This is a genomic window from Psychrobacter sp. Arc29, assembly GCF_041431175.1.
Lineage (GTDB): Bacteria > Pseudomonadota > Gammaproteobacteria > Pseudomonadales > Moraxellaceae > Psychrobacter.
In genome coordinates, this window is record NZ_JASMRR010000007.1 from 109,992 (window position 1) to 134,867 (window position 24,876).

The following is a 24,876-nucleotide window of genomic DNA, read 5'->3' on the forward strand; positions in this document are numbered from 1 at the left end:
TGATACACAAAAAAAAGCGCCTATCCCATTTGATGAGATAGGCGCTTTTTTGTACGACTCATAAACTACTGGCGAATCAGGCGACTCGGCGCGGGCAATAGTGCCATATCGCTGACACGGCAAGGATTGATATCAATACCGCCGCGACGCGTATACCATGCACGAACCATCAACTCACTTGGCTTATAATGCTCGCTCAAATCTGCAAATATCTGCTCAACACACTGCTCATGAAAGCCGTTATGCTGACGGAAACTCAATATATAACGTAGCATATTTGCATTGTTAAAAGTCTTGTCAGTCGTTATCGACACAGCTAGTGTGCCCCAATCTGGCTGATTGGTTACAGGGCAATTACTACGCAGCAGATTAGAATAAAAAACATAGGGCTGGTTGCTGTTATTTGCCAAAATCTCACTGCTCGCTTCTGTTTCATCATTACTCAACAGTGATGCATCCGGATGCTCAGTTAACGCGATTTTTCCCGTGCTGTCTGCCAATGCTTCATCAATACAAATACCGGTTGGCTGAGCAATCAGCAGGCTTGCTGCATCATTCAGCGTAAATAGTTCTACCTGTACTTCCGCTTGCAAACAGGCTGACAAGTCTTTAGCGATCAACGCTTGGACGTCATTCCAACTGGCGAACTCAGTAAAGTTGATACTGTTCAAATATAGCTTGAGCGATTTTGATTCTACGATAAAGGGCGAGCTGGCAGGAATACTAAACCGCGCCATCGCCACTTGCGAAATACCTTGCAGATTTAACCAAGAGATCTCGAATGCCTGCCACCAATCTACGCCGACCGTTAGTTTATCAGCGTGCCAACCAATCGCATCACGTCCCATACTACGTGCAATAGGATATAGCGTTTCTGGGCTATACTCAGTCGGATAATCGGTGGTTTGTTCTCCTAAAATACCATGAATACTCATAAACGGCCCTGACTACTAAATAAGTTGCTAAATAATGTACGTAATATTGATAGGTCGCTATTTTACCGCAATTGGCCTATCTGTGTGCGCCTTTTGTATGCTTGCGGCTGTCACCGCCTTAGCCAATGAGGATAAGCCGACATTCCCTTTTATTTTTTGATTTCACATCAGTAAATACTGTCTTACCTAGTTCAGATACCACCCTCATTAACGCTCTAAATTAATCAAAAAGTATACCGCTTGGAGTGTTACAATTGCCTCTTTTTGCTTATCGCTACCTATGTTAAAAAAAGTCTCTCTAGGCTCAGGCTGGATGATTATTGCGGCATTCTTATTTGCCACGATGAGTATTTTGGTCAAAAACGCCGCCACTCACTTGCACATGAATGAATATGAACTAGCCTTTTGGCGCTCCTTGTTGCCTGCCTTAGTTATTTTTGGCACGACCCTTGCGCGAAAAAAAACCCTAAAAACACCGTTTTTTTGGGGCCATATGCAGCGTAGTCTGGCAGGCACGACGGCATTATTGCTGGCTTTTTATGGCTTAGGCCATTTACCGCTCGCAACGTCTGTGACGCTGAACTACACCTCTGTCGTTTTTATTGCCTTGCTATCTATTTTTTGGCTCAAAGACAAACCATCGCTCAAAACATGGGGTGCGCTACTACTGGGATTGGCTGGTATTTGTTTGATGTTAAAACCTGCCTTCGCCTCCGACAGACTGTTGGAAACTTTGATTACGTTAAGTGGCGGTATTTTTACGGCGTTTGCGCTGCTACAAGTGCGAGAGCTATCCCTAATGGGTGAGCCTGCGTGGCGGATTGTGTTTTACTTTTCGGCAGTGGCGACCGTTGTCTCAGCTATAGCGGCGACATGGTTTGGTTGGAGCGCTTTGACGAGTGCGAGTTTGCCTTACATCATTGGTATCGGCGTGGCAGGCCTGCTCGCTCAACTGGCAATGACGCATGCTTATCACGTGGGGCAAAAATTCACGGTCGCGGCATTATCCTACTTAACAGTTGTATTTTCCGCGGCTTATGGGGTCATCTTTGCCGGTGAAAGCATTGGCTGGATAGAGGTTTTTGGTATTGTAGCGGTCATCTTTGCAGGAGTAATCAGCAGCTTACCTGACAAAAAAGTCGTTAAGCTTTCTTAATTAGGCATGAGTCAGACGCTAGCAAGCTGCTTGCGATACGGATGAATCACTGGCAAGCCTTGATGACTGGTCAGAATCTCAATATCCACGTGATACACCTGACGTAAAATATCGGATTGTAATACAGCGCTCGGCATACCCTGAGCATGAATGTGACCATCAGCCAACAGTAAAACTTCATCCGAGAATTGAGCAGCTAGGCTCAAATCATGCAACACCATAATACAAATCAGTTGATGCTGCTGAGTATAATGGCTCACTTTATCCAATAGATTGATTTGATGTGCCATGTCCAGTGCGGAGACAGGTTCATCGAGCAGCAAAATCTTGGGACGGCGCAGTAAGGCTTGAGCAAACATCGCCAGCTGCCGCTGCCCGCCACTCAACAAGTGAATCGGACGATGTGCCAAATGAGAAATATTCAACTCTGCCAATAATTCGACCGCTTCTGTTAATAACTCATCGCCAATATGGCGGCTCAAGGCGTCCATACGTCCGAGCAACACCACTTCAAGGGTAGTTAGCTCAGCGTCAGTGTGACTGTCTTGCGGCATATAGGCAATGGGTTTGCGCCATGTATTGAGATGGGCTTTGCTCTGCGCTTTGCCCTGATAGTCAATAGTGCCAGAAAAAGCCAACTCGCCAAAAATCGCCTTGAGCAAACTCGACTTACCTGCCCCGTTTGCTCCCAAAATGGTGTAAATCTTGCCCGATTCAAACTGGGCATCAATCTCCCTAGCAACGGTGTGCGAGCCATATTGGATGGTTAAACGGTTAAGCTTGAGCATAGCGACTTCTTCTATCAAATTATCAAAAATAGGGCACGTCTCTACTTAAGCAAATAAACTGCTAAACCAATTCATAAGCTTAGTAAACCACGACACATTTTCAGTTACGTTTTCAGACATATTGGCAGCAGGATCGGCTTGGGTCGCAGCAGTTGATGCGTTGCCCTGATCTTTTGCTTGAACGTTAGCATTGTCGTCACAAACACTTGCTCCACAGCCTAGCTGGATAAAAAACGTACCGTTAGGCTTGATTGGCAAATACTTTTCGTGAAAATCCATGTATGTTTTTTCAGGGTCGACATCAGCAAATGCTGTAGGATATAACGCTTTTGCCATAAATTGTGCGGCTGCCAAATCGGATAACGAGCGAGACGCCGTGTGATAAATGCCATATACGCGGTTGTTCTTCACTGCGGGCAGATCTTCCCAACCACTACGGGTGGTAAAGCCTTTTAGGCGACGCTGGGCTTCATCAGTTGGGATATCGATTCCCATTGCCATCGCATTGGGCTGCTTCATGCCCACTTCGGTGCCTGAGATCATAATAACATCAGGTTTACTGACCAAAACTTGCTCGGGGTTAATAACGCCCCAGTCTTCGATGAAGGGTCTACTGATATTATCACCACCTACCGTGTCTGCAATCGCGCCCCACATATTTTTACCAAAGGTGAAGCTATGCTCTTGTGGACCTTTATCACCAAACTCCATATAGATTTTGGGCTTAGGTAGCGCTGCGGCTTGTACGCGTTTCTGGATGTCTGCGATACCGGCAGCATATTCTTGCGCCGCTTGGTCAGCGCGTTGCTCGCTACCTGCCAATTGTCCAAAAATCTCGGTGCTTTTGACATGGTTTTTCACCGTTTGGTCATTATAATCAACCACGACAACCGGAATGTTTGCCGCTTCAAAGCGCGGCATTTCGGCCTTTAGGGTGTCATATTGCCATTTTGCTAACACCACCACATCGGGCTTCATTGCCAAGGTTTTTTCGAAAGAAAACGTGCCTCTATCGATATTGCCAATATCGCCAATGCTATTTAGATTTGGTAATTTTTCGCTATATAATTCCCAACTACCGGGATTAAAATCTTCCCAAAACTCTCGTGAAATACCCACTACCTGCCCAAATTTTTCTGATCCTGTCGCCGCAATATAATCAGGATAATAGAACCCCAATACCACGCGCTTGGCAGGTACATCGACTTGAACGTCGCGTCCTAGCACGTCGTTGATGGTTTTGATTTCTGCATGGGCAGTTAACGTCGTTAACATTAAACCTACTGCCACTGTCCCACAAATCCAGTTTTTCATCGCTTAGTCCAAATAATCCAGAATAAAAAGGGTACACCCACAAACGACGTGACAATCCCAACCGGAAACAATGCGCCTGGGACAATCACTTTCGATAACACCGATGAGAATGATAAAAACGCTGCGCCTGCGAGCATGGTCGCAGGCAAAAAATAACGTTGGTCTTCACCAACGAGCAACCGTGCCACGTGTGGTGCCACCAAACCGATAAAACCAATCACCCCGACAAAGCTAATCGCTGTTGCCGTCATCATCGCTACTAAAATTAAGGTTTTAATACGCAGTCGCGTGATATTGACACCAAGTGCTGATGCCCGTTGTTCACCCAATCTTAGCGCGGTTAATTTCCAATTGTCGCGCATCAATAAGGCAATGCAAATGCCACTTACGACAGCGACCACCGACACATTGGACCAAGTAGATTTGGTTAAACTACCGAATAGCCAAAATAAAATTTGCTGGGAAACCTCAGCTGATGCGGTAAATTGCACCAATGACAATAGTGATTGAAAAATAAATAACAGGGCGATACCCACTAATATCAGTGTAGCAGCCGCGAACTGTCGCAATGACGCAAACAAAAACAGCACTGCAGAGGCAATCATCGTCATCGAAAACGCCCCAATAGGCACAGCATATTGTAGTGGCAAACCAAAACTACCAAACGCAATGACTAGAGAAGCGCCAAATCCTGCTGCTGCCGCAAGACCTAACGTATAAGGACTTGCCATCGGATTATTGAGCAGTGTCTGCATCTCAGCACCACCGGCACCGAGCGACGCCCCTACTAGCAAAGCCATAAACGCAATAGGCAGGCGCAAATCATAAACGATGGTATGTGAGGTATCATCCACACCGCTTAGCTGCAATAGCGAGCTAATCACTTCTCCCATCGGTAGCATAGAAGGCCCTGTCATCACATCCAGTACCAGACCCACGACACACGCTACCGTAAGTGCCAACAACACCAATCGGCGTTTCGATTCTATGCGACGTTGCTGTCGAATGATTTGTTCGCTGACTGATTGGGTCATTTAGTGTCTCAATTACCAAGGTAACCAGAAGCTACCTTTTATCTTAAAAAATGAGAAGTATAATGCTAATGAGGACTATTCGCAATTAATAGCTTATCTTTCTGCTGATCAACCCCTGCATTTACGTAACAAGTGTCATTTTATTCAAAAAAAACGGATAGGTATGATAAGACTGGTGCTTCCTTTTATCACAAAAGAAATTACCAAGACCTACACACCTATCCGAAAAATAATGCGACCAAATTGAATAAGAAAAAAGACAAGGCGTCAAACTACTCATAACCAGCAGTTCAAACTATAAACGCACGCGCGAACCATTACTGAGCAAGCGATAAGCGATGGTATAAAATATCGCACAGAACACAAAAATAGCCGCCATCGAATACCAAACGTTGACATCAGAATAGCCAAGAATACCGTAACGGAATGAGTTGACCATATATACAATAGGGTTTAATAGCGAAATATTTTGCCAAAATGGCGATAAGTTTTCCATCGAATAAAACACACCGCCAAGATAGGTGAGCGGGGTCAATACAAAGCTTGGAATGATAGAGATATCATCAAATGAGCGCGCAAACACCGCATTGATAAAACCGCCTAGTGAGAACAGAATAGACGTACCAAGTACCGTAAATACAGTGACAAATAAATGCTCGATACCAAGGTCGGTAAAGAAAAGCGCGACAATCGAAACAATGACACCGATGGCCAGTCCACGGAAGATACCACCACTGATATAACCCATCAAAATCGCATGTTTGGAGACGGGTGAAACGAGCAGCTCCTCGATACTGGACGTGAATTTGGCACTGAAAAAGCTCGAAACCACGTTCGAGTAACTGTTGGTAATGATCGACATCATAATCAAACCTGGTACGATGAACTGCATGTAGGGCACGCCGCCCATCTCACCCACGCGCGAGCCTATCATTTTACCGAAGATGACAAAATACAAACTCATCGTGATGACTGGCGGCAATAGCGTCTGCGGCCAAATACGCAGAATACGGCGCACTTCTTTGAACCATATCGTACGAAAAGCAATCCACTTTTTGCTCAGTGACATCGTTTTATTATGATCGATTAGTTCCTGGCTCATAATCCCGCCTCCTTCATGCTGTTTGCACTTTCAATATTTTTGTCAACCAAGCGCATAAACAACTCTTCTAGACGGTTGGCTTTATTACGCATACTGCCGACTTTAATGCCTTTATCAGACAACTGATCAAAGACACCATTTAATGACTCGCCTTCTGTCAGGGTGACTTCTAGCGTCTGCTCATCTGGCTGTGAGATATCTGTCACTCCGGTCAAGGCCAATTGCTCGGTGAGCGGCGTCTCTAAATCAAAGACAAACGTCTCTACAGATAACTGCGCCAATAAATCTTTCATTTCTGTATTGATACGAATCTCACCGTGGTCCAAGATCGCAATGCGTTTACACAACTGCTCGGCTTCTTCCAGATAATGGGTGGTCAAAATAATCGTGGTGTTTTCTTCGATATTGATCTGCTGCATAAACTCCCACATCGAGCGGCGCAGCTCAATATCGACACCAGCCGTTGGCTCATCGAGAATCAATAATTTTGGCTTATGAATCAACGCTCGCGCAATCATCAGACGGCGTTTCATACCGCCAGACAATTCGCGTGATTTGCTGTCACGCTTGTCCCAAAGCCCCAGTGCTGTTAGCAGTCTTTTTGCCCTTGGTCTGGCTTCTTTTGCTGGAATACCAAAGTAACCTGCTTGGGTAATCAAGATATCTTCGACTTTTTCAAACATGTTGAAGTTAAATTCTTGTGGTACTACTCCAAGGTACTGTTTGGCAATCGAAGGGTTCTCTAATAGATCTGTCCCAAAAATATGGACACTACCCGTGGTTGGCTTAAATAGTGAACTGATAATGCCAATCATGGTGGACTTACCTGCACCATTTGGCCCAAGTAATGCAAAGAATCCCCCTTGTGGTACGGTTAAGTCAACCCCTTTTAATGCCGAAAACCCATTGTCATAGGTTTTGGATAAGCCTTGGATAGAAAGTGCTGGTACATCAGACATGAAGACCTCTTATTTTTTATCAATTTGTATAAAACACGATTTTAGAATAATAGGCCGTGTTGAACATTCGACTGTCATTATCATACTGACCGAGGCCATGTAAAAATGTTCAACACGCTCTACTATCTAGAAGACACGGTGTAATCTCATAAAATGAGGCTACTAATCGCAAATTTCAACTGCTTTATATTTGAAGTACCGTATTAATAATACTCATCATAAAAAAGCGCCTATCTCATTACTGAAATAGGCGCTTTATCGATAACTATTGTAAAAGCCAGCAAAGCCGTTAGCAAAAATTAGCTTGCTTCTTCAACCATATAGTCTACAGCGTTTTGGACTTCTTCATCAGGGATGTCCGCGCCGCCTTTAGCAGGCATCGCATTGAAACCGTTGATAGCATGGGTATATAGCGTATCTTTACCTTTCGCGATGCGTGGTCCCCAAGCGCCAGCATCACCAAAGATAGGTGAACCTAACAAACCGGCGGCGTGACAAGTATGGCATACCGCATTGTATACTGCTTTACCATCACGAGGACCGTCGCCAGCAGATGGGCCAGATGAGCGTGCCGTCACATCACAAACTTCATCGTCTTCGAAGCATACCGTTGCAACAGGTTGAATACGGGCAATCAGATTAGGATACAAAGCAATCAGCTTTTGTACTTGTGGCGTATCTTGTGGAATCGGCTCTTCTTCAGCGGCAGGTGCTGCAGCGGCGGTCTCTTCGCCTTCTGCTGGAGCGGCACCATCAGCAGGTGCAGCGCCATCTGTTGTGTCTGCAGCAGCTTGGGGCTCACCACCTAGCGTTTGCGGCGCCTCTTCTACGACTTCTTGGCCTTCTGCGACGTCAGTCACAGTTACAGGCGTGTCGACAATATCTTCAGCTTGGCTCACCGCGATACTAGCGATTCCTAGAATGGCAGCTGCCGATAACATAACTACTTTTCTCATTCGTCACGTTCTCTTATTACGTATACAAGGACTAGCACAGCTCGGACATTCTGTCTGTCCTCCTTTGACGACCTCTAAGTCCTCAATAGCAGACAGCCATCCCGCGTGCCAGCGCACTTGCAATCGGTGATTATAAATATGAATTCTCCCCAACATTATAAGGGAAAAGGCAGGTAAATTGCCATGCTTGTTTAATGACTTGGCTGTTTTTTCTTAAAAAACCTCAATCACGACTGTCATTTATTGGCTTTATGCGTTTTATTTGTTAGACTAAGCGGTCTTTATTTCTAGGCATCTTATGCTGGTTATCATGCGCATCTAAGCGTGACAGTCAGACATATCGTTATCATATGCGCTCGTAGCTCAGTTGGATAGAGTATCGGTCTCCGAAGCCGAGGGTCGTGGGTTCGATTCCCGCCGAGCGCACCATTATTTATAGCTTAAGTTTTATTCAAGTTTCGCCTCAAACATTATATTGTTTGAGGTTTTTTTGTGTCTATAATTTCCTTTAAAACCTTTATCTATAAAGCCTAGCTATTGTGTCTTCATCAACCCTTAAGAAGCAGTCTACTCTTTAATAACATAATCGCGATAAGTTTGTGGGCATGCACTCTACCCTTTAAAAATTGGTGACCACCTGCTCGGTGACCAAACGGTGACCATTTTGTGACCAAGGTTGTTGAAGGTCGGTGATGGTTATCGACTCCATTGTCGAGGTAGTTAATCGCTAACTTAGCAACCCATTTTCAATATACCTAGTTGCTCGCTTCACCTCATAGCTATCTGACTTTAATAAATTATCCCAAACATCTAAGCATAGACTCAGAGTAACATCATCCTCATCATCGACCGCTTCATCATATATTCTCTGCAATATTTTGGTTAATTTATCCATTTCACTGTAAACAATTTGTTTAGTTTCATCAGATAGACTGGCTGTAGCTATTTCAATAAATAACTGTAATAACATACTTTTAAAATCACTTAAACATAAAACATGGTTTTCTAAAGCGTAAAATAAATGGTATAGCTTTTTGTTCACTACTTGAGAGTTCATATATATATCAACTAGTTCTTCAGTAATACCTTTATTCCAAAAATTCTTTTCTCGAATACAAGATAGCAAATTTCCTCTTACTTTCTGTGAATCATCGTTAAGTAAGGACCTATATACTTCAACTAGTTTATGTTCTTGTTCTGCATAATCATCCGTGGTCAGAAGTTGAACTAAAACTTGAGCAACACCTAGCTTAACTGACTCATCAGCCATTAAAACAGAGAATATTTCTTTTGCAAATAAATCGTTAAAGAAGTAACGGGCGAAAATTTGTGTGCCAGCCTGCCTACGAACCTCTTCGTACTCAGAAGTAAGCATAAGTCTAACTAAATCTATATACTGATCTTTAAATTTATCTATGAAAGCTGAATTAAAAAAATTATAAGATTCATAAGCACAGCTCATTCTTAAGTCAGATTTACATAAATCTAGAAACCTTTGCAATGCATAATTTATGTCGTAATTTAAGAAAGGAGTCAATAATCTGACTGCTACTATTTTTACAGCTGGATGAGGATCATTTATAGCAGAGTCAATCAAACTCAGATTATCCCGTGCATACTCTTCATTATCCCAAAATATTTTGGCAATACCACCGTATGCAATCCCTCTATAACAGTTTATAGAATTTTGCATTAGACTCTCAGCAGTAGTGTGCTCAGCACCTTCTCCCTCTTGAGGGTCATATACATTGAGCTTGTTATTGTTCGGATTGGATGAGTGAAGAGCAATATCAATAAGCTTATCTAGCATATCAGGATGGTCTATAATCTTTGGAGTATCTGTTAATAATCTTGTCAGTGCTTGACTCTCATCAAAACCTTCAAAATGTCTAATAACTTTGTAACGAAGGTCTAATAGGCAAGGTTGCCAGCTTTCTTTAAAATCTTCCGCTAAATTAGATGAATTGTTATCTGCCAGTCCATAGTAAATATTCTCAATAAACTTCTCATTGATATTTTTTGGCAGTGTTAATGATAGTTTTGCGAACCTCTCAGGCTCATTTTTTACAGCTGTACTTAGACTATTAGAAAATGCGCGTATACTGGATTCTGTAATATTCCCCCTATCTAAAGGTTTCATCTTCCAAGTACTGAAACGTTCTTCGTTTGTGAGTATAAGCTTTGTCCATGCTCTATCAGATAATTTATTCGCTTGTGGTATAGGTGAAACAACTGCACCACCATATGAAGAATCATATGAATAAAAATAAGTATCGCTACAACCTTTAAATCTTCTTTGTAAAACATTATATAAGTCTATGGATTTTTTGCTGATACGATTATCATCAAGTTTATTAAGTAAGAAATATTGAGCTTCTCCCCAATAACTTGTCCAAAAGTTTCCAAATTTTCTTCTCATCTCCAACGCATACTCTATACTCTCAAGATCTTTACTAAGCCCGATACCTGATATTACAATTTCAAGGCAATTAAAAATCTCGTCCTCACAATATGGTGAAAATTTATCAATCAATTTTCCAGCCAGTACCCATCTCGGCTCTTCATAATCATTCCCACAAGCTAACCTAGTAGTCGGATTATCTAGGAGCCATTTAATAATTTGATCAGAATACCCAATGGGTAGATTGAGCAACAGATTTGCAATAATGTGCTCTACAACTGGATGCTTATTCGTTAAATATAACGTCAGTAAATTGAATAGCTCATCTGGTTTATCTGTATACTGTTTACCTGCTTCGAAAAAAATACCTAATACACCTCTTACTAAAGAATCTCTATGTTCATTAAATGAATGTCTTGCGCTGTAGAGCCATATTCTTGTATAAGAGCTTTCATTAATTGAGCTATTAATTATTTCGAAGACCTGAAGCATTAACTCTTTAAGAACATCGTAAGGCAGAGCTTCTGAGATACTTTCTAAGTCTTCGATTTGACCTTCTCTCCATACCTTTCGGTGTAGATGCTTAACCGACTCTTCAGACTCCTTTATATCCAGACTCGAGTCTGTTAATTCTTCTTTATAACCTTCTAAAATTAACTGTATTAAATCAATCGCCTTTCTCGGATAGCTTTTTGCTAACTCATTCCAATCAATGTAATTGACTGCACAACCTAGTTGTAAAAGCTTTTTGCGTACTTCAAACATCTTTTCTGAATCATTTTGAATGTTCCAGCTCAAAGCAGAATAGCATCTATTATTCCACTCCTCAGATATACCGATAAATGGCTCAATTTCTTTTAAAACAATATCAGGTGCTTTGTCAGCTATAGAGCTTAACAATCGAATAGCCGAACCAATTTCCGAGTCAGATCCATTCAGCCATCTGGAAATTATATTTTTTTCTGAAAGCACCGTAACTAGTTGTGAATGTCCAAAACAAGCATGGTCAATAAAAGGCTGACTTAACTCTTCATTATTTATAAGACTTGTAATCAAATTACGCATAGGCGTTTTAATAACTTTGATCTCGCCAACCATATTTATAGCTAAGTACTTGACATGGAAACGAATTTCGGAGCTATCAAACAATGCTGAAATATTTTCGCAAAACACTGATTGTCTGGATTGTGATAATAGTTTTAAGGCATATTTGATATGCTCTCTTCGTATTAGTGTTTGTTCAGACTTAGAGCCAATTTCTTTAAGAAAGTCGTCGCTTGACTGTCGAGCAATATCAAAAAGGCGTTTTCCCAAGTGGTAATCGAATAGTGCTTGATGCTGAAAGCTAACCTGATTACCTGTCTTATTAAAAATACCGACAGATATTATTGCCTCAAGAACATTGGGATTGTGACTGCATAAAGCGTTAATTGATATAGAAAACTGCATCTCTCGGCTTGCTTTTTCTATAAAGTCATCAATAATGGTGTTAGCCGAACTTAAATCATTTATAGCATTGTTTAGTTGCTTCAATCTATCAACCCAATACAAACTTATAAGGTCGCTTTTGCTGTTAAAATTGAGGCTGCCCTGATCATTCTTTATAAGCTGTATGTAAAAACTTAACCATATTGGAATTTTCAAAATAGTCTGCTTGACAGGTGATAACGAGTCATAATTTTCGTATGGTGAAAGTAATTTTTTAACTTCTACAACAGATAGCTCTTTTATTGTTATATGCGCTACTTTATTATTTAGACTTGAAATCCAACTTTGTAATTGAATATCTTCGTTTAAATCAAAGTCTCTACAAGCTAAAACTAGACTAATATCATAGTTATCTTTCCTTAGTTGAATCACTTGATACGCAATTTGTTGACAGACTTGTAAAGCACTGCTTGAGTGACTAGCTGTCCAACGTATGGCGTCTAATTGATCCAAAATAATAATAGCTTTTTTAGCGCCTGCAAACTTATTTAAGCTAAATACAGGTGAATGGCTAAAACCTAAATCATCTCCAAAAGCATCTGCATTTTTTTTAGGACGGTTTCGATCTAATCGTATTGGTAGACATATATGACCCTTCTTTTGCATCTCATCGCACAACTGCAATAGAAAAGCACTTTTACCCATACCCGCTTCTGCTTTAATCAAGGTAATTGGATAGTTATCTATTGAGTCAATACAATTTGCCATTTCAGAACGCTCAATTAAACTACCTTCAATTAAAAAGGGTGTAATTGAATCTCGAAAAGCCTGATTAACACGCTCTATAATAGGGAATAATCTTGTGTCGTTTTCATAAATTCTTTGGTTAAAACCTTGGCCTTTCATACTTTCGAGGAGCTGAAACGATGTAATTGATGAGCGTAAATTGTTATCAGTGGGATAATTTTTTAAGTAGTCAACTATGTTATTAGAGTTACTACTAAAATTCTTATCGATTTTTCCAATAATATTACGTTGAGATTCAGAGTTAGCAGGAAAAGCAATAACCTCAAAATTTTTCAAAAACTGAATAGCTTTTGCAATATCAATCTCTACATTAATGTTTAAACCTAACTTATGACACAAATCTTCAAATAACTTTCGACGTTTACCGCTCTGGTCAACCTGATGTTCAATAAAATCTTGAGGATTAGATGTTGTATTTTTAGCGCTCAAACTTAGTTGGGATAGCTGAGTGAATGATAATGGAGATACGACTTTAAAGGTACAATCTGTTCTCTGTATTTGATTAAAGGCTTTTATCAATACACCCGAAATCTCTAGTGATGATAAGGTCCATACATCCGAATTATTGTGACTAGATTTACATTGATGAAACTCTCTAGATCCGTTTGATTTTTCAACAATCAAATCTACGCCTGTTTCATCTTCACCTAATGGCTCTACAGTTACGGAGGTTATCTCTTCCTCAACTAGTCTTAATAATTGCTCAGCAACCCAAAACTCTTCGTAGCTATTACCGAATTTATCTGCAAACCCACCACCTTCTAATGCCATAGCTGAACTACCTTCACTAATATCAGTATACTGAAAATAGTAGCATGAAAGAATGTTTAGAGAAGATAAATATAGAAATCCTTAATCAAAAAAACCAGAGAGCATTAGCAATCTGGTTATCAAGTACATTTCAAATTGTTACCTGCCCATTGTAAGCTGACCACCAGCAAAGCTAATACATGATTCGCAGAACCAAGATGATCGTTTTCTGATATAAGGTATATCCGCTGGTACATCAAGTTGATACGGCCGTCCACAGTACTCACAGTGCACATCATCTAAGTAAGCCTGACACTCTGCTAATACACCAAACAAAACATGATAATCAACACTATACTGTCTACAGAGCATTTCTATATGCTCTACATACCATCCATCATGCCCGTATGCCCAATAGTCTTCACATAGTTGTATGTCGGACTGATCTGCATTGGCGCTAAAAATAAGTTTTAAGCTCATGGTTATCTCCAAACCAAATAGTTGATAGTAATCACAACGAATAAGGAATCTCGTAATGATTCATAATGGCCAAAAATTTGGTTTCAAGATTCGTTAATGCATAATGATTTAGCACTAACCCCTCATTGAGCTCACGTTGGACCCATATCCTAACCGCTTCATCATTGTAGAAAAGGGGGTTAACCCCTAGCATTCTTGCTAACTGCGAGCCCTGTTGTATTTGCAGATTTACCATAAGCTTGGTAGATAGCGATATCGCTTCGGCGCTTAACCAGATTGAAGCATGCGGCGATTTAATAAAGGTGTTCATGTATAATCTCCTGTAGATTAATATTTCTTTCTGTTAGTCGTAATGACTCCCTACAGATTGAATTATACATATATTTTGAGCTGATGCAACTCAAAATAACCTTCTATAGAACTTTTTATTACTTAATAGAACATTTAACTCATTTGAGAAACTATATTGCTGCGTATTATTTGGTGTAATAACTGATAAGCGCAGCACTATCTTGAATTTTAAAAGGAGGAAAGTTTATTCTTCTTCCTTAACTAGCTCATAAAGGTCGCCCACTTCAATATCCAAATATAAGCATAGCTTTTCTACTACCTCTAGATCCACTCTGGTCGCTTCTTCGTTATACATACGTGTGATTGTGCCTCTGTTGACATCTGTATCTCTAGACACATCGGCAATCTTAAGTCTTTTTTCGCCCATAATTCTAGATAAATTACATTTCACCACAACCTCCTCCATAATAAAATAACCTACTGTAGATAAAAATGTCTTGCAAAAGATGATTTTTAGTGTAAATTATGTTCTATAGCAGGTCATAAAGCTATTAGATAATAACACTTTAATCTTTAGTAAGGATTTTACTATGAGTTATACCTATTTAACAACCGAAGAGCTGTCACAACGTATTAAATATGACAGCAAGACAATACGCAATCAACTTAAGGATGCGGTATTCATTGAGGGCGTTCATTACATCAAACCATTTGGAGGTAGAAAAATTCTTTTCATATGGCAAAAGATTGAAGAGTTAATGCTGACAGGCTACGACGATAACATTCCATTTGCAGCGGGAGCGTAATCATAGCGAGTATCAATAGCCGTAATGGCAACCTATATGTAGATTTCCGATACATAGGCCAACGTTGTAGAGAGCAAACCTTACTGGCAGACACTAAGCCTAATCGAAAGCGTCTAGAAAATTTCGTTAGTAAAATGCAAGCAGAGATTCAACTAGGTAGTTTTCGATATGAAAACTATTTTCCGCAGAGTAAAAAGCTTGAGCAGTTTCAAAGCTTAGAGCTCATGAGATCAACGAATAGCCATAAGGACTCAAGCTCAGGATTTGATTGCTTTAGCAGAGTTTGGTTAGAGGAAAAAAAACCGGAATGGCGGTGCTCTCAGATAACTAATGTAGAAAACATACTTAAGATTTATCTATTTCCCTATTTTGGCAATGTGCCACTAAATACCATTAACAAAGCTAAAATAATGGCTTTTCGGGGTAATCTAGTCAAGGAAGGAAATAGTGGACGACTTTTATCAGCATCTCGAATCAACCACATTATGACGCCATTACGTATGGTGATTACCGAAGCATCTGAGCGTTTTGATTTTGAGAACCCTTGGAAGAATATAAAGCCACTAAGTGTACCTAAAAGTAATGTTAGTCCTTTTACCTTAGAGGAAGTCATGCTCATCATTGACAACGTCAGAGTAGACTATAAGCCATATTTCACAGTACGGTTTTTTACAGGCATGCGGACAGGTGAAATTGACGGTTTACCGTGGAAAAATATTGACTTTGAACGTAGACAAATCGTTATTGATCAAGCAATTGTTGGAGGTGTTATAGGTGACACTAAAACTTCCAGCTCTAATCGTATTATCCACATGAATCAACTGGTTTACGATGCATTGATTGAGCAGCAGAGCTTGACTAAACATCGAAGTGAGTTTGTTTTTAGTACAAAAGCAGGTACTCCTTTGAGTCATCGCAATGTGACAAAGAGAGTTTGGTATCCGTTATTGCGATATCTAGAGCTTGATATACGTAATCCCTATCAAAGTAGACATACGGCTGCCACTCTTTGGCTTGCTGCAGGCGAGTCTCCTGAGTGGATTGCTGCGCAAATGGGTCATAGCAGCACTACAATGTTATTCACAGTGTATTCACGTTATGTGCCCAATCTAACTCGTCAGGATGGGAGTGCTTTAGATAAGCTACTGATAGAGCGAGGTATAATACAAAATCCATGAAAATACCTATGTTTAACAAAAAGACATCCAAATAGATGTCTTTTTTCGATTTTAATGCTGGATGCTTTACATTAATGAAGCTACAGTTATTTGAATGCCTTGTAACGGTAGCAGAATAATGGCTAGTAAAGATAGTAACTCTACAAATATTAAGGATTGGTTGAAGCTAAATCTCCTTGATTTCGCTAATGGCCATGATCTTGAAATATTACTTATCGAGCTAAAATTTTTAAAAGATACCTTACCTGAGCAATTTAGATCAGAATTGAAAGATGAGTATCGAACATTGTCTGAATGGATAAAAACATTAGATGTGGATAGTAATTTGACGAAGACGCATGAATTACAGATATACGAAAATGGAATTGCTCATAAAGTATTTTTAGAAAATATTAGAAAGCCTCATCTGCATTTAAAAGAGCTCTATCTAATTACCTTTTTAATCCATCGAGCAGACTCGTCTAAAATAAATACTATCCGTGCTGTCTACTTTTTTCTATGTTTAAGGATGGTTGAGTTAACTGACTATGATAGTCGAATTGAAACTACGCTCGATGAATGCAGATTTTTAACGAACAAAACTCGTGAATTTTTAGTTCCGTTTTTACCAGACGTCACTCAGTCGAAAAATCTGCAAGATATTAAAGAGCGTCTTATTCAAACGCAAGAAGATGATAACTACACTAGATGGCTAAATAGATCTCCAAAAACATTCGAATTAGAGGTGCGAAGATATAAGAATAAGCTATTAAGCGCAGGAGCTTCATTATTCTCTAGCGATGCTCAGTTTGAGATTAACGAACGTATAGCCAAATATCTGTATGAGTATATCCTACCACTCGAAAACTACTTTAAAAATGACTCAGGTATTACCCGAGTAACGACTGAGACTCATAAGATTATAACTATCTTACAAGATAAGGATGACATCACTGGTAATACCGTTAGCGATCTTACCTACATATCAGAAAATACTAGCGAAGAAAACGGATTTGAAGATCGAGAACGACAAGACGATGAAGAGCAATCATTTGAACAAGTCAGTTTCGAGCAGCCTACAAACTACTATTTAGATAAAATTAGAGCTGAACAACAAGTTAACTGTAGACATCAACGGACTTTAAGTCAGGTAACTGATGTAAATGTTGCACATGCTGATGAAATACAGGTTTTAGTCAAATACTTGCTGAGAAATCTGATGAGTTTAGATCTCAGAAGGATAAATGATAATGAGAACAGCGAAAAAAAACCTTCAAATATTGAATATGATCTGGACCATCAAGCTTCTTTGTATTTACTAATAGTTCTATTGACAGGTAGACCTCAATTATTAATATCCGAAGATTTAAAGAAGAGTTACCTGTGCTATCGGTATCCACTGGAATTCACACCTACTCGTAGTAAAGCTCAAGAAAGCTGGGACTCTAAACTATATGCAGAAAATAGTTCCATCCTTCATCTTATCTACCCTACCGTTATTGGTGATATACACTATTATCTATTACATGACATAAGCATAAAGGATCTAGAAGAAATTAGAAACAAGGCTAATGAAAATTTAAAAGCTCTAAATAAGAAAAGCAAAACTAGATTAACTATTAATAAAATTAAGAATTATTTAGAGCACTTCCTTATACACAGTGGACGAGATCACGCTTTAATCAATGTCCTAATTAGTAAACCAATACACCATTCTTCGGCACTTCCTTATTTCAATGTTAGCCAACTAGATTTATTCCTTTGCCAGGACGACTTTAATGAGCATTTGTATGAAATAACATTTGATAAGGTCAACGATGAATCAAAAAAAAATCAGGAATATCTATTTTTTAAATTACCTGATGATAGAGAAATAAATTACTGGGACAAACAGATAGGTAGTGTTTTAGCCGTACAAGAAGGCCGCTTAACATCTATAGTTAGCGATTTAATCACTCGGATCAATTCTTCATTGCTAGATAGGAATACCCTAAACTCTAGATCTATAGTTGACCTACATAATACCTTTACTGATTACTTATATATTTTGCTATCGGTTTCAAGTGGTTATCGTCCAGTGCGTGAACCTTTTGGTAGGCTTATAGATATAGATGTTAGAACCAAGAAATATTTCATCAGCGACAAGGAAAACCGCCAACATACTCGAGGTAGATATATTTATCTACCTGATATAGCAAATCATCAGATTGAGCAGTACATCAAGTATTTAAAGACAAATGTCTTTATTTTAAATAATCTAGATAATAGTCTATGCGATATTTATTCAAATATTCTTGCTAGCAATATTGGACTTATCAGTTATCTAAAGCTGGATGAAAAAACTAATACTATTACTGAAGTCAGTCTCACTCAAACATTTATTCAAGAAAGACTATCTAGGATTTTAGAGTTACCGTCAAACTGGCATCGTCATTTTATACGCTCATATAAAAGCCCAGAAGTTGGAATCTTTTCTGCTAAAAGCAGTTCATCATTATCTGATAGTTTTGGTCATGATGTTATTGGAGCTTGGATGGGGCATGCTGATGAACTTGGTTTCGATTACTACGATAAGCATAGTGGTCTTAAAAGAAGTGAGTTGCGCAGGTTTGCTTATGAGCTTAATAAAATACTTGAGTATAACGGCTTTAAAATTATCTATTTGGAGAATAATTAATGGCTCAGCGTAAATCAGGTATCAAGGAGCGTGCAGAGAATAGAAGCAAAGAAACCTTAAAGCGTAAAAACTTGTCTAAACGAATAGTTAGAGAGTCTATAGATTTTGACAAAATTATTGCATCAAATGATCCTCAAACAATATTTAATGCTATGTGGGAGCAGCTTGATAAAAGATTATTAGAAAACAAACATTTTCAGGGCTATCTTGGTTATGTAGAAGGATATAACGAAGCAGTAAAGTGCTGTCAAGATTATATTGAAAATAAGGACATTGATATTGGTTTTCCAAAGCTTATTGTTACCTCATACCGTCCAAAGTCTTTTAGAAATGAAGTAACCTTTTCTGAAAACCAACAAATATTAGATTTTTATTTGTATTGGATAGATGGTATAGCTAGCAAAGCTTATGAGCTTACTATCACAGATTTAATGCTATCGTTAATTTTCCATAGTGCTGTATTAAAAAAGCCAATATTACAAACGCTTATATCTCGCATCAGTGACAAATCATTAACTATAGAAAGCATATTTGAACTGCCTGTGACAACACTCATTATTGATGACGATAGCTACCATACTAACACTTACAACGATTCAACAGCTGTACATGAAGTAAAAGTCTTTTTATCGCCATTAACGAGCTATTTAATTAAGCTCTATAACAAAAAGGGCAAGACTAAAAAGGTATCGCTTAGTACTGATATTCATAAGCTATACCAAACATTGCAGATGACTAAATCTCTTAGTCAAAACCAACTATCTATGACTTTAAAGAAGTTTTTAATAGGTGCAGTCTATGTTTTAGAAGATTATCTATTTTTAGATCTGCCAGAACATACTTGGTATCTATTAATTGGTTGGGACTCTACCTATGGTCTGTCAACAGCCAATTGGCAGTCTCTAATCTTTAACATATCTCATGAGACCCTTGCCAATGTAACTACTAGCATTGAGTATCATAACGATGTCGTTGTAGAGCCTAGAAAAGCTAACCCTACTATCACTGTCGAGATTGCTAAGCTATTCAAAAAGAATAAAGATGAAAAAATCTCAATGACTACATTCTCAGCTGGCCTCAAACAGCTATATGAACGTTTATCCACGAGCGATGCTCCTTTAAGTGAGATCGCAATTGTAGGTTGGTTACTGACGAAAACAGTAACTTGCAAAAAAGTAAGTAGTGTTCAGACTTACAGCGGCACTATTACGAATCGATGGTTATCTCTGACGCAGGGTGTTGCTCTTGAGGAGCACACTGAAGAGGATTATATTCAATTTTATAGCGAACTTATTGAACTTGGGAAGTCAAAAGACGCTAAGAATACTATTGCTACTCGTATTGATGAGATTCATGAATATTTAGTTAATCAACATAATATTGAACCTATTGCACCTCTTTCGTCTACCAAGAGAGCACATCATAGGACAGGTTATCTTTCAGAAACTATGTTTCAGGCTATTCTTAGCAGTGCTGACAATCTTGAAATGACTAAAGATGAGCTAGAAGCGGTAAAGCTCGCTCTGATTTTAGGTCAACGCTGTGGACTTAGAATAGGTGAGATAGTTAAGATTAGATTAAAAGATGTGGCTATAACTTCAGCTTATCTAGAGGTGCGTGACAACAAATATGGTAATAATAAAACGGGTTCTGCATTAAGACGGACGTTGTTAGAACAACTTTTGACAGATTCAGATATGTTGTTTTTTAGAAAAGTCGAGCTTATTCGTGGTGAGGGTAAAGGTGACACCTTAATCGCTAACCAAGCGGGTATGGCTTATCGTGCCAGTGATTTATCTAAAATTTTATCTCAGTTAATTAAAACTGTTACAGGACTTCCTCATCTTACGACTCATCATCTAAGACACAGCTTTTTGACTAATTTTCAATTAATGTCATTTATGTATGACCAAGCTAATAATTTTAAGGGACACAAATGTACTCAGGCTTTAAAAGACCTATTACCTTATGACGAAGAAAAGTCTTGTGAAATATTAGCTTATATTGAGACATCACTACAATACAAAAAAATCTATGCCTTAGCAGGGGTTGCTGGTCATGCCAGTCCTAGTACCACTTTTGAATCTTATGTTCATTTGACTGACATTCAGATTGGATTGTTACTTTGGCATATGGATTACCACCTAACGTCTAAACACCATGAATTAATAAGCATTCCTAGACGTTTGAAAAAGCAGTTAGCCGCTTCACCTGTTGCAGTTAATGACTATCTGCTTAACAAGCTCAAACTTAAACCACTGCCTAAACCAAAACATAGTAAACGACTAAAGAGAGCAGATAAAAAATCTACAAAGCCAAAAAGATACTCATTCGATGAAGTTCGTCAGATTCTAGAGGTACATAATAGAGAGGAAGATTTCAAGGAAAAAATGGATGTTTATAAACTTGATCAAAATACTTTTGAAATGTGGCTTGAGAATGCTAGACGGCTCAGAAACGATTCTGCGTTTAAAACCACACACGGTAATTCCAGATTGTTTGCCTCTGATGATAACAGGAGTTTATTACCAGTTCTCGATAGGTATGCTGAAGACAACCACATGCTCATGCAGATGACCAATAAATTTCGTGACTTATATAAGATAAAAGACAATCGAGAACCTATGCTTCAGTTTGTAGGGCTTACGCTTACGAACTCTCAATACTACAAAAATCATATTAGTTTTAATGAAGCTCTGGATCTATATAGTTATATACAAATACTGAGACAACTAGTCTTAAAGAAGAATATTAATTTAAAAATATACCATTATGCACAAGCTAAAGATGACGATAAAAAGGAATGGCAACCTGTAATGAAATTACTTGCCTCATCTCAAATAAAAAATTGTAATGTAGCAGATAAATTGAACGGCAACGTATACAAAAAGAAGATCCGTGCTGAATTATCACTATCTAGCCAAACTGAGCAGACTAGGCTTAATAATAGAGAGAAATCAAATCTCCCAATCAAGCAATGGACCGTTAGAACTTTACAAATTTTCTGTCATTACGCTTTCATTATGATAGGGCAAAGAATTAATTTAGGAGATCACAAGCCATGAATCTGTCAGCAAAGTCTATCAGCATTAACAATAGCACTAAAATTAGTCTTCATCCGTTGGCTAGCCAACTAAATAAGCTAATAGTGAAAGCCTACTTAATTGGTGGTCAAGAAGCCTATATTAAATCTATGCATACTAAGTTTGATTGTTATAACAGTGTACCTATTCATAATGTATCGTTAGTGAATAATGATGTGAATGAGTATTTACTCATTGGTGGTTGTTTTTTACCTGTATTTAACCTAAAAGATCTTAATAACAACAACACTATTTTCTTAAGTTATAAAACCTCTAAAAAAGACTCTAAGCCTGAGCATAAGAAACAAGTTAAGAAAGAATTTGATCAGGATGTGATTGACTTTATATACATGGACTTTATCCGAGCAATATCAATACTCTCGTTAGCTAAACCTGGGCTTATGTATCCAAGTCTTAAAACAATAACGCAAGAGTATAAAAGTCAGATATGGAGTGAAATATTCAATAGGGAATCAAAAACCCCAAAAGATTACATTTTATTAAATAACGTCGCCGATCTGCTTGATACAACACGTGGCACATTGAATAGTCATACTAAACTAAAGAAGTAGCGGTTAGTTCTTTCCGCTATGCCTGATTAGAAACAGAGCTATCTCACTAAGCTTAGAGTAACAAGCTAGACAACCTTAATCCTCGAATTGGAACACAAGCGATCTAATGCGAGGACTTATTCAGGATTGGATAGCGATATATCTACTTCTAGGAGTCATTAAAGAGATGATTTATGAGAGAGATACAAAGGGATGTATTCACAACCGTATTAAAACTTAATAGCTCTGCCTAACCACGCTACCAACTCACGGGCAGGAGCCTGACTCAAACACTGCGGACAATTAATATAGGTCATTATGCAGTCATTTAAATCAGTCAACATATGTAGTAATAACCCTAAACCAATTACCTTATAGGGCTTTGGTAAAAACAACATGCCCGCATATACTGCCATCGCATAATAAGTATGTAGCGGATGGAAATTAATACTACAACGATTGGGCGAAAAGATAGGTGTCGCTAGCAGATGATCTAAATCAACTAGCATGGTTGCTAATAGGATCAAATAAACTCGCTTATAGTCACTACGAAAAAACATATAGGCGATGATAAACGGCATACCAAAGTGTAGAAAATAATGGATAACGGTTTGAGTCATCGCTTTTTCCGATTTAAGAGGGTGTTTTAGAAAGTGTTCTAAGAGTATCATACACGATCTGAGGTATACCTTCACACCTGAAAGACAGGCGCGAATCCACCACCTGGCATACGGAAGTTGGTCATCTGACCGTGATAAACACGCGCAGCAGGTAACATGCTAATCTACCGTTGAGAGACGCCAGTAAACGGTAACTCGGTCTGGTAATGAGGAACGAGTAAACATGCAACTGTATTTATTGCTATGGCTATTTTTGGAGGAATTATGACTCTTGTAAACCAATCGTGCCGAGCAGCAGCGTTAGCTGTGCTTGCCCTGATGGTGTGGAGCGTAAGTTTCTTTCTCCATTTTTTTTGGGAGATGGCACAGGTACCGTTCTTCTCAGGCATGGCAGAAGCGAGCCACTGGGAGGTGGTCTGGCTTTGTACACGTGCGACCTTCGGTGATGCCAATATTGCCTTTGGCGCCTACGTGCTTGGGGCGTTGTTTGTAAAAGACTGGTTCTGGATTTCAAAGCAGTGGCTTCTGTCGACTTTATCGATATACCTTGGCGTTGGCCTGATTGTGACAATACTCTTTGAATACTGGGCAACTGGAGCTGGCCAAAGGTGGAATTATAGTGGTCTGATGCCTGATGTTCCGTTACTAAGCATAGGTGCGTTGCCGCTCTTTCAGTGGATGGTCATTCCGATAATATTAATCTACGCTGTCAAATGGATGTTCCTTGGGTGGCTGGTTTCGAAGCGTACCGAACGCGAGTAGATCGAGTAAAGACAACCACATTCTCTCAAAGCGCTTCCGGAACAGTCAACATCCATGTCCTGACCTGACCTGACCTGAGGTATGAAACTCTGCTCGATATATCGTTGAGAGGGCGTTTAGCTAATTTGAAAGGGGTTTTTTACCACTCATGATCTGAAGAACAAAGGTTCCGGATACTGTAATCAATAGGAAACCGTGGAAAGCCTCCATAGCAGTCATGAATCGTAGATGTCCGTTGGGCATGAGATCGCCTCGCCCAAGCGTTGTGAAGTTGACTAGCGAAAAGTAAAAGTAGTCCATAAAATTAAGAGAGCTACCATCGCTAGATGAGGACGATACGAGGTTACCGACCTCAAGGTCGTGCACAGCAAACCAGAAGCCAGCAGCGTAGAGCAACGCCTCGAACGTATGGGCAAGTACGATTGAGCCGACTGCGACCCCAAGACAGTGTCCTAGACGGCGAGACGGCGTCACAAACTGTGACGAGAACTTTAACGCGCCGTAATGTATTGTCGTGCAGACAGCGATCAGAATCGCTGCCATTATGATTGCCAGAACCACTTTTTACCCTCTTCAAGAAAGTCATGTTATAGTCGAAGGAACGGCACAGATTACCACGCTCTATCTATCAACTGTAGTTGTTTCTTCCTATCGGTGTAAGCACAATAAGCCAGAAAAACTTATGCCCGTTTCGCCTCATAAGATAACGTATCCCTTTTATTCAGTATCGGATATAGTAATCCTAAGCCAATTATTTTGATGCAGAAAGTAATGAATAAAGAGTTGAATCATCATTTTTCCAGTTCAGCATGATATTTT

Annotated in this window: 19 protein-coding genes and 1 tRNA gene; 8 read left to right on the forward strand and 12 right to left on the reverse strand. The window is 39.3% G+C overall.

Annotated elements, in window-relative coordinates:
- Positions 1-65: 65 nt before the first annotated feature.
- Positions 66-935 carry an NADPH-dependent 7-cyano-7-deazaguanine reductase QueF gene (queF, locus tag QO189_RS10665; protein WP_371532704.1) on the reverse strand — a complete coding sequence of 290 codons (870 nt, stop codon included), beginning with the start codon at positions 933-935 and terminating at the stop codon, positions 66-68.
- Positions 936-1,215: 280 nt separating this feature from the next.
- Between queF and QO189_RS10670 the strand changes: the two genes are divergently transcribed.
- Positions 1,216-2,091 (forward strand): DMT family transporter, encoded by an 876-nt coding sequence (locus QO189_RS10670; RefSeq protein ID WP_371532705.1) that lies wholly within the window; start codon positions 1,216-1,218, stop codon positions 2,089-2,091.
- Positions 2,092-2,102: 11 nt separating this feature from the next.
- Here the strand turns inward: QO189_RS10670 and QO189_RS10675 are convergent, their stop codons facing one another.
- From QO189_RS10675 to QO189_RS10700, 6 genes are all read right to left on the reverse strand, one after another.
- Positions 2,103-2,879, reverse strand: a complete 777-nt coding sequence (locus QO189_RS10675; protein WP_371532706.1) for an ABC transporter ATP-binding protein — start codon at positions 2,877-2,879, stop codon at positions 2,103-2,105.
- Between the two features lie 45 nt (positions 2,880-2,924).
- Positions 2,925-4,193, reverse strand: coding sequence for an ABC transporter substrate-binding protein (locus QO189_RS10680; RefSeq protein WP_371532707.1), 1,269 nt, complete (start codon positions 4,191-4,193; stop codon positions 2,925-2,927).
- The gene (locus QO189_RS10685; RefSeq protein WP_371532708.1) at positions 4,190-5,227 is read right to left on the reverse strand and encodes a FecCD family ABC transporter permease; all 1,038 of its coding nucleotides are present in this window, start codon (positions 5,225-5,227) and stop codon (positions 4,190-4,192) included. Before QO189_RS10685 ends, QO189_RS10680 begins: the two co-directional genes overlap by 4 nt.
- A gap of 295 nt (positions 5,228-5,522) precedes the next feature.
- Entirely contained in the window at positions 5,523-6,296 is a 774-nt protein-coding gene (locus QO189_RS10690) for an ABC transporter permease (RefSeq protein WP_057762348.1), read from the reverse strand.
- 29 nt (positions 6,297-6,325) lie between these two features.
- On the reverse strand, positions 6,326-7,288 hold the full coding sequence (locus tag QO189_RS10695; protein WP_371532709.1) for an ABC transporter ATP-binding protein: 963 nt from the start codon (positions 7,286-7,288) through the stop codon (positions 6,326-6,328).
- 299 nt (positions 7,289-7,587) lie between these two features.
- The gene (locus QO189_RS10700; protein WP_371532710.1) at positions 7,588-8,229 is read right to left on the reverse strand and encodes a cytochrome c5 family protein; all 642 of its coding nucleotides are present in this window, start codon (positions 8,227-8,229) and stop codon (positions 7,588-7,590) included.
- 367 nt (positions 8,230-8,596) lie between these two features.
- Between QO189_RS10700 and QO189_RS10705 the strand changes: the two genes are divergently transcribed.
- Positions 8,597-8,673 (forward strand) — tRNA-Arg (locus tag QO189_RS10705).
- Positions 8,674-8,971: 298 nt separating this feature from the next.
- On the opposite strand, the gene QO189_RS10710 is transcribed toward QO189_RS10705, so the two are convergent.
- The 3 genes from QO189_RS10710 to QO189_RS10720 form a co-directional block, all read right to left on the reverse strand.
- A complete protein-coding gene (locus tag QO189_RS10710; protein WP_371532711.1) occupies positions 8,972-13,651 on the reverse strand; it encodes a hypothetical protein in 4,680 nt (1,559 codons plus the stop codon).
- 490 nt (positions 13,652-14,141) lie between these two features.
- Positions 14,142-14,420: a hypothetical protein gene (locus QO189_RS10715; RefSeq protein ID WP_371532712.1), complete on the reverse strand. Its 279-nt coding sequence runs from the start codon at positions 14,418-14,420 to the stop codon at positions 14,142-14,144.
- Positions 14,421-14,645: 225 nt separating this feature from the next.
- Positions 14,646-14,867 (reverse strand): helix-turn-helix domain-containing protein, encoded by a 222-nt coding sequence (locus tag QO189_RS10720; RefSeq protein WP_371532713.1) that lies wholly within the window; start codon positions 14,865-14,867, stop codon positions 14,646-14,648.
- Positions 14,868-14,991: 124 nt separating this feature from the next.
- On the opposite strand from QO189_RS10720, the gene QO189_RS10725 reads away from it, so the two are divergent.
- The 5 genes from QO189_RS10725 to QO189_RS10745 all read left to right on the forward strand — a co-directional run bounded on the left by QO189_RS10725 (position 14,992) and on the right by QO189_RS10745 (position 22,696).
- The gene (locus QO189_RS10725) at positions 14,992-15,207 is read left to right on the forward strand and encodes a hypothetical protein (RefSeq protein WP_021813684.1); all 216 of its coding nucleotides are present in this window, start codon (positions 14,992-14,994) and stop codon (positions 15,205-15,207) included.
- A gap of 2 nt (positions 15,208-15,209) precedes the next feature.
- Positions 15,210-16,385, forward strand: a complete 1,176-nt coding sequence (locus QO189_RS10730) for an Arm DNA-binding domain-containing protein (RefSeq protein ID WP_371532758.1) — start codon at positions 15,210-15,212, stop codon at positions 16,383-16,385.
- A 118-nt stretch (positions 16,386-16,503) separates the two neighbouring features.
- A complete protein-coding gene (locus tag QO189_RS10735; RefSeq protein ID WP_371532714.1) occupies positions 16,504-19,041 on the forward strand; it encodes a hypothetical protein in 2,538 nt (845 codons plus the stop codon).
- Positions 19,041-22,106, forward strand: coding sequence for a tyrosine-type recombinase/integrase (locus QO189_RS10740; protein ID WP_371532715.1), 3,066 nt, complete (start codon positions 19,041-19,043; stop codon positions 22,104-22,106). The genes QO189_RS10735 and QO189_RS10740 overlap by 1 nt, the downstream gene beginning before the upstream one ends.
- Entirely contained in the window at positions 22,103-22,696 is a 594-nt protein-coding gene (locus tag QO189_RS10745; RefSeq protein ID WP_290176785.1) for a hypothetical protein, read from the forward strand. The genes QO189_RS10740 and QO189_RS10745 overlap by 4 nt, the downstream gene beginning before the upstream one ends.
- A 209-nt stretch (positions 22,697-22,905) precedes the next feature.
- Here the strand turns inward: QO189_RS10745 and QO189_RS10750 are convergent, their stop codons facing one another.
- The gene (locus QO189_RS10750; protein WP_290176786.1) at positions 22,906-23,295 is read right to left on the reverse strand and encodes a DUF6122 family protein; all 390 of its coding nucleotides are present in this window, start codon (positions 23,293-23,295) and stop codon (positions 22,906-22,908) included.
- A gap of 264 nt (positions 23,296-23,559) precedes the next feature.
- On the opposite strand from QO189_RS10750, the gene QO189_RS10755 reads away from it, so the two are divergent.
- The gene (locus tag QO189_RS10755) at positions 23,560-24,057 is read left to right on the forward strand and encodes a hypothetical protein (RefSeq protein WP_290176787.1); all 498 of its coding nucleotides are present in this window, start codon (positions 23,560-23,562) and stop codon (positions 24,055-24,057) included.
- 120 nt (positions 24,058-24,177) lie between these two features.
- On the opposite strand, the gene QO189_RS10760 is transcribed toward QO189_RS10755, so the two are convergent.
- The gene (locus QO189_RS10760; protein ID WP_371532716.1) at positions 24,178-24,600 is read right to left on the reverse strand and encodes an ion channel; all 423 of its coding nucleotides are present in this window, start codon (positions 24,598-24,600) and stop codon (positions 24,178-24,180) included.
- Between the last annotated feature and the right edge of the window lie 276 nt (positions 24,601-24,876).

Coding starts and splice junctions, on each gene's coding strand:
- QO189_RS10685 (WP_371532708.1), bottom strand. CDS start 5,227: ATGACCCAATCAGTCAGCGAACAAATCATTCGACAGCAACGTCGCATA.
- queF (WP_371532704.1), bottom strand. CDS start 935: ATGAGTATTCATGGTATTTTAGGAGAACAAACCACCGATTATCCGACT.
- QO189_RS10675 (WP_371532706.1), bottom strand. CDS start 2,879: ATGCTCAAGCTTAACCGTTTAACCATCCAATATGGCTCGCACACCGTT.
- QO189_RS10710 (WP_371532711.1), bottom strand. CDS start 13,651: ATGGCATTAGAAGGTGGTGGGTTTGCAGATAAATTCGGTAATAGCTAC.
- QO189_RS10745 (WP_290176785.1), top strand. CDS start 22,103: ATGAATCTGTCAGCAAAGTCTATCAGCATTAACAATAGCACTAAAATT.
- QO189_RS10700 (WP_371532710.1), bottom strand. CDS start 8,229: ATGTTATCGGCAGCTGCCATTCTAGGAATCGCTAGTATCGCGGTGAGC.
- QO189_RS10755 (WP_290176787.1), top strand. CDS start 23,560: ATGACTCTTGTAAACCAATCGTGCCGAGCAGCAGCGTTAGCTGTGCTT.
- QO189_RS10740 (WP_371532715.1), top strand. CDS start 19,041: ATGGCTCAGCGTAAATCAGGTATCAAGGAGCGTGCAGAGAATAGAAGC.
- QO189_RS10695 (WP_371532709.1), bottom strand. CDS start 7,288: ATGTCTGATGTACCAGCACTTTCTATCCAAGGCTTATCCAAAACCTAT.
- QO189_RS10760 (WP_371532716.1), bottom strand. CDS start 24,600: ATGGCAGCGATTCTGATCGCTGTCTGCACGACAATACATTACGGCGCG.
- QO189_RS10680 (WP_371532707.1), bottom strand. CDS start 4,193: ATGAAAAACTGGATTTGTGGGACAGTGGCAGTAGGTTTAATGTTAACG.
- QO189_RS10670 (WP_371532705.1), top strand. CDS start 1,216: ATGTTAAAAAAAGTCTCTCTAGGCTCAGGCTGGATGATTATTGCGGCA.
- QO189_RS10735 (WP_371532714.1), top strand. CDS start 16,504: ATGGCTAGTAAAGATAGTAACTCTACAAATATTAAGGATTGGTTGAAG.
- QO189_RS10750 (WP_290176786.1), bottom strand. CDS start 23,295: ATGACTCAAACCGTTATCCATTATTTTCTACACTTTGGTATGCCGTTT.
- QO189_RS10715 (WP_371532712.1), bottom strand. CDS start 14,420: ATGAACACCTTTATTAAATCGCCGCATGCTTCAATCTGGTTAAGCGCC.
- QO189_RS10720 (WP_371532713.1), bottom strand. CDS start 14,867: ATGGAGGAGGTTGTGGTGAAATGTAATTTATCTAGAATTATGGGCGAA.
- QO189_RS10725 (WP_021813684.1), top strand. CDS start 14,992: ATGAGTTATACCTATTTAACAACCGAAGAGCTGTCACAACGTATTAAA.
- QO189_RS10690 (WP_057762348.1), bottom strand. CDS start 6,296: ATGTCACTGAGCAAAAAGTGGATTGCTTTTCGTACGATATGGTTCAAA.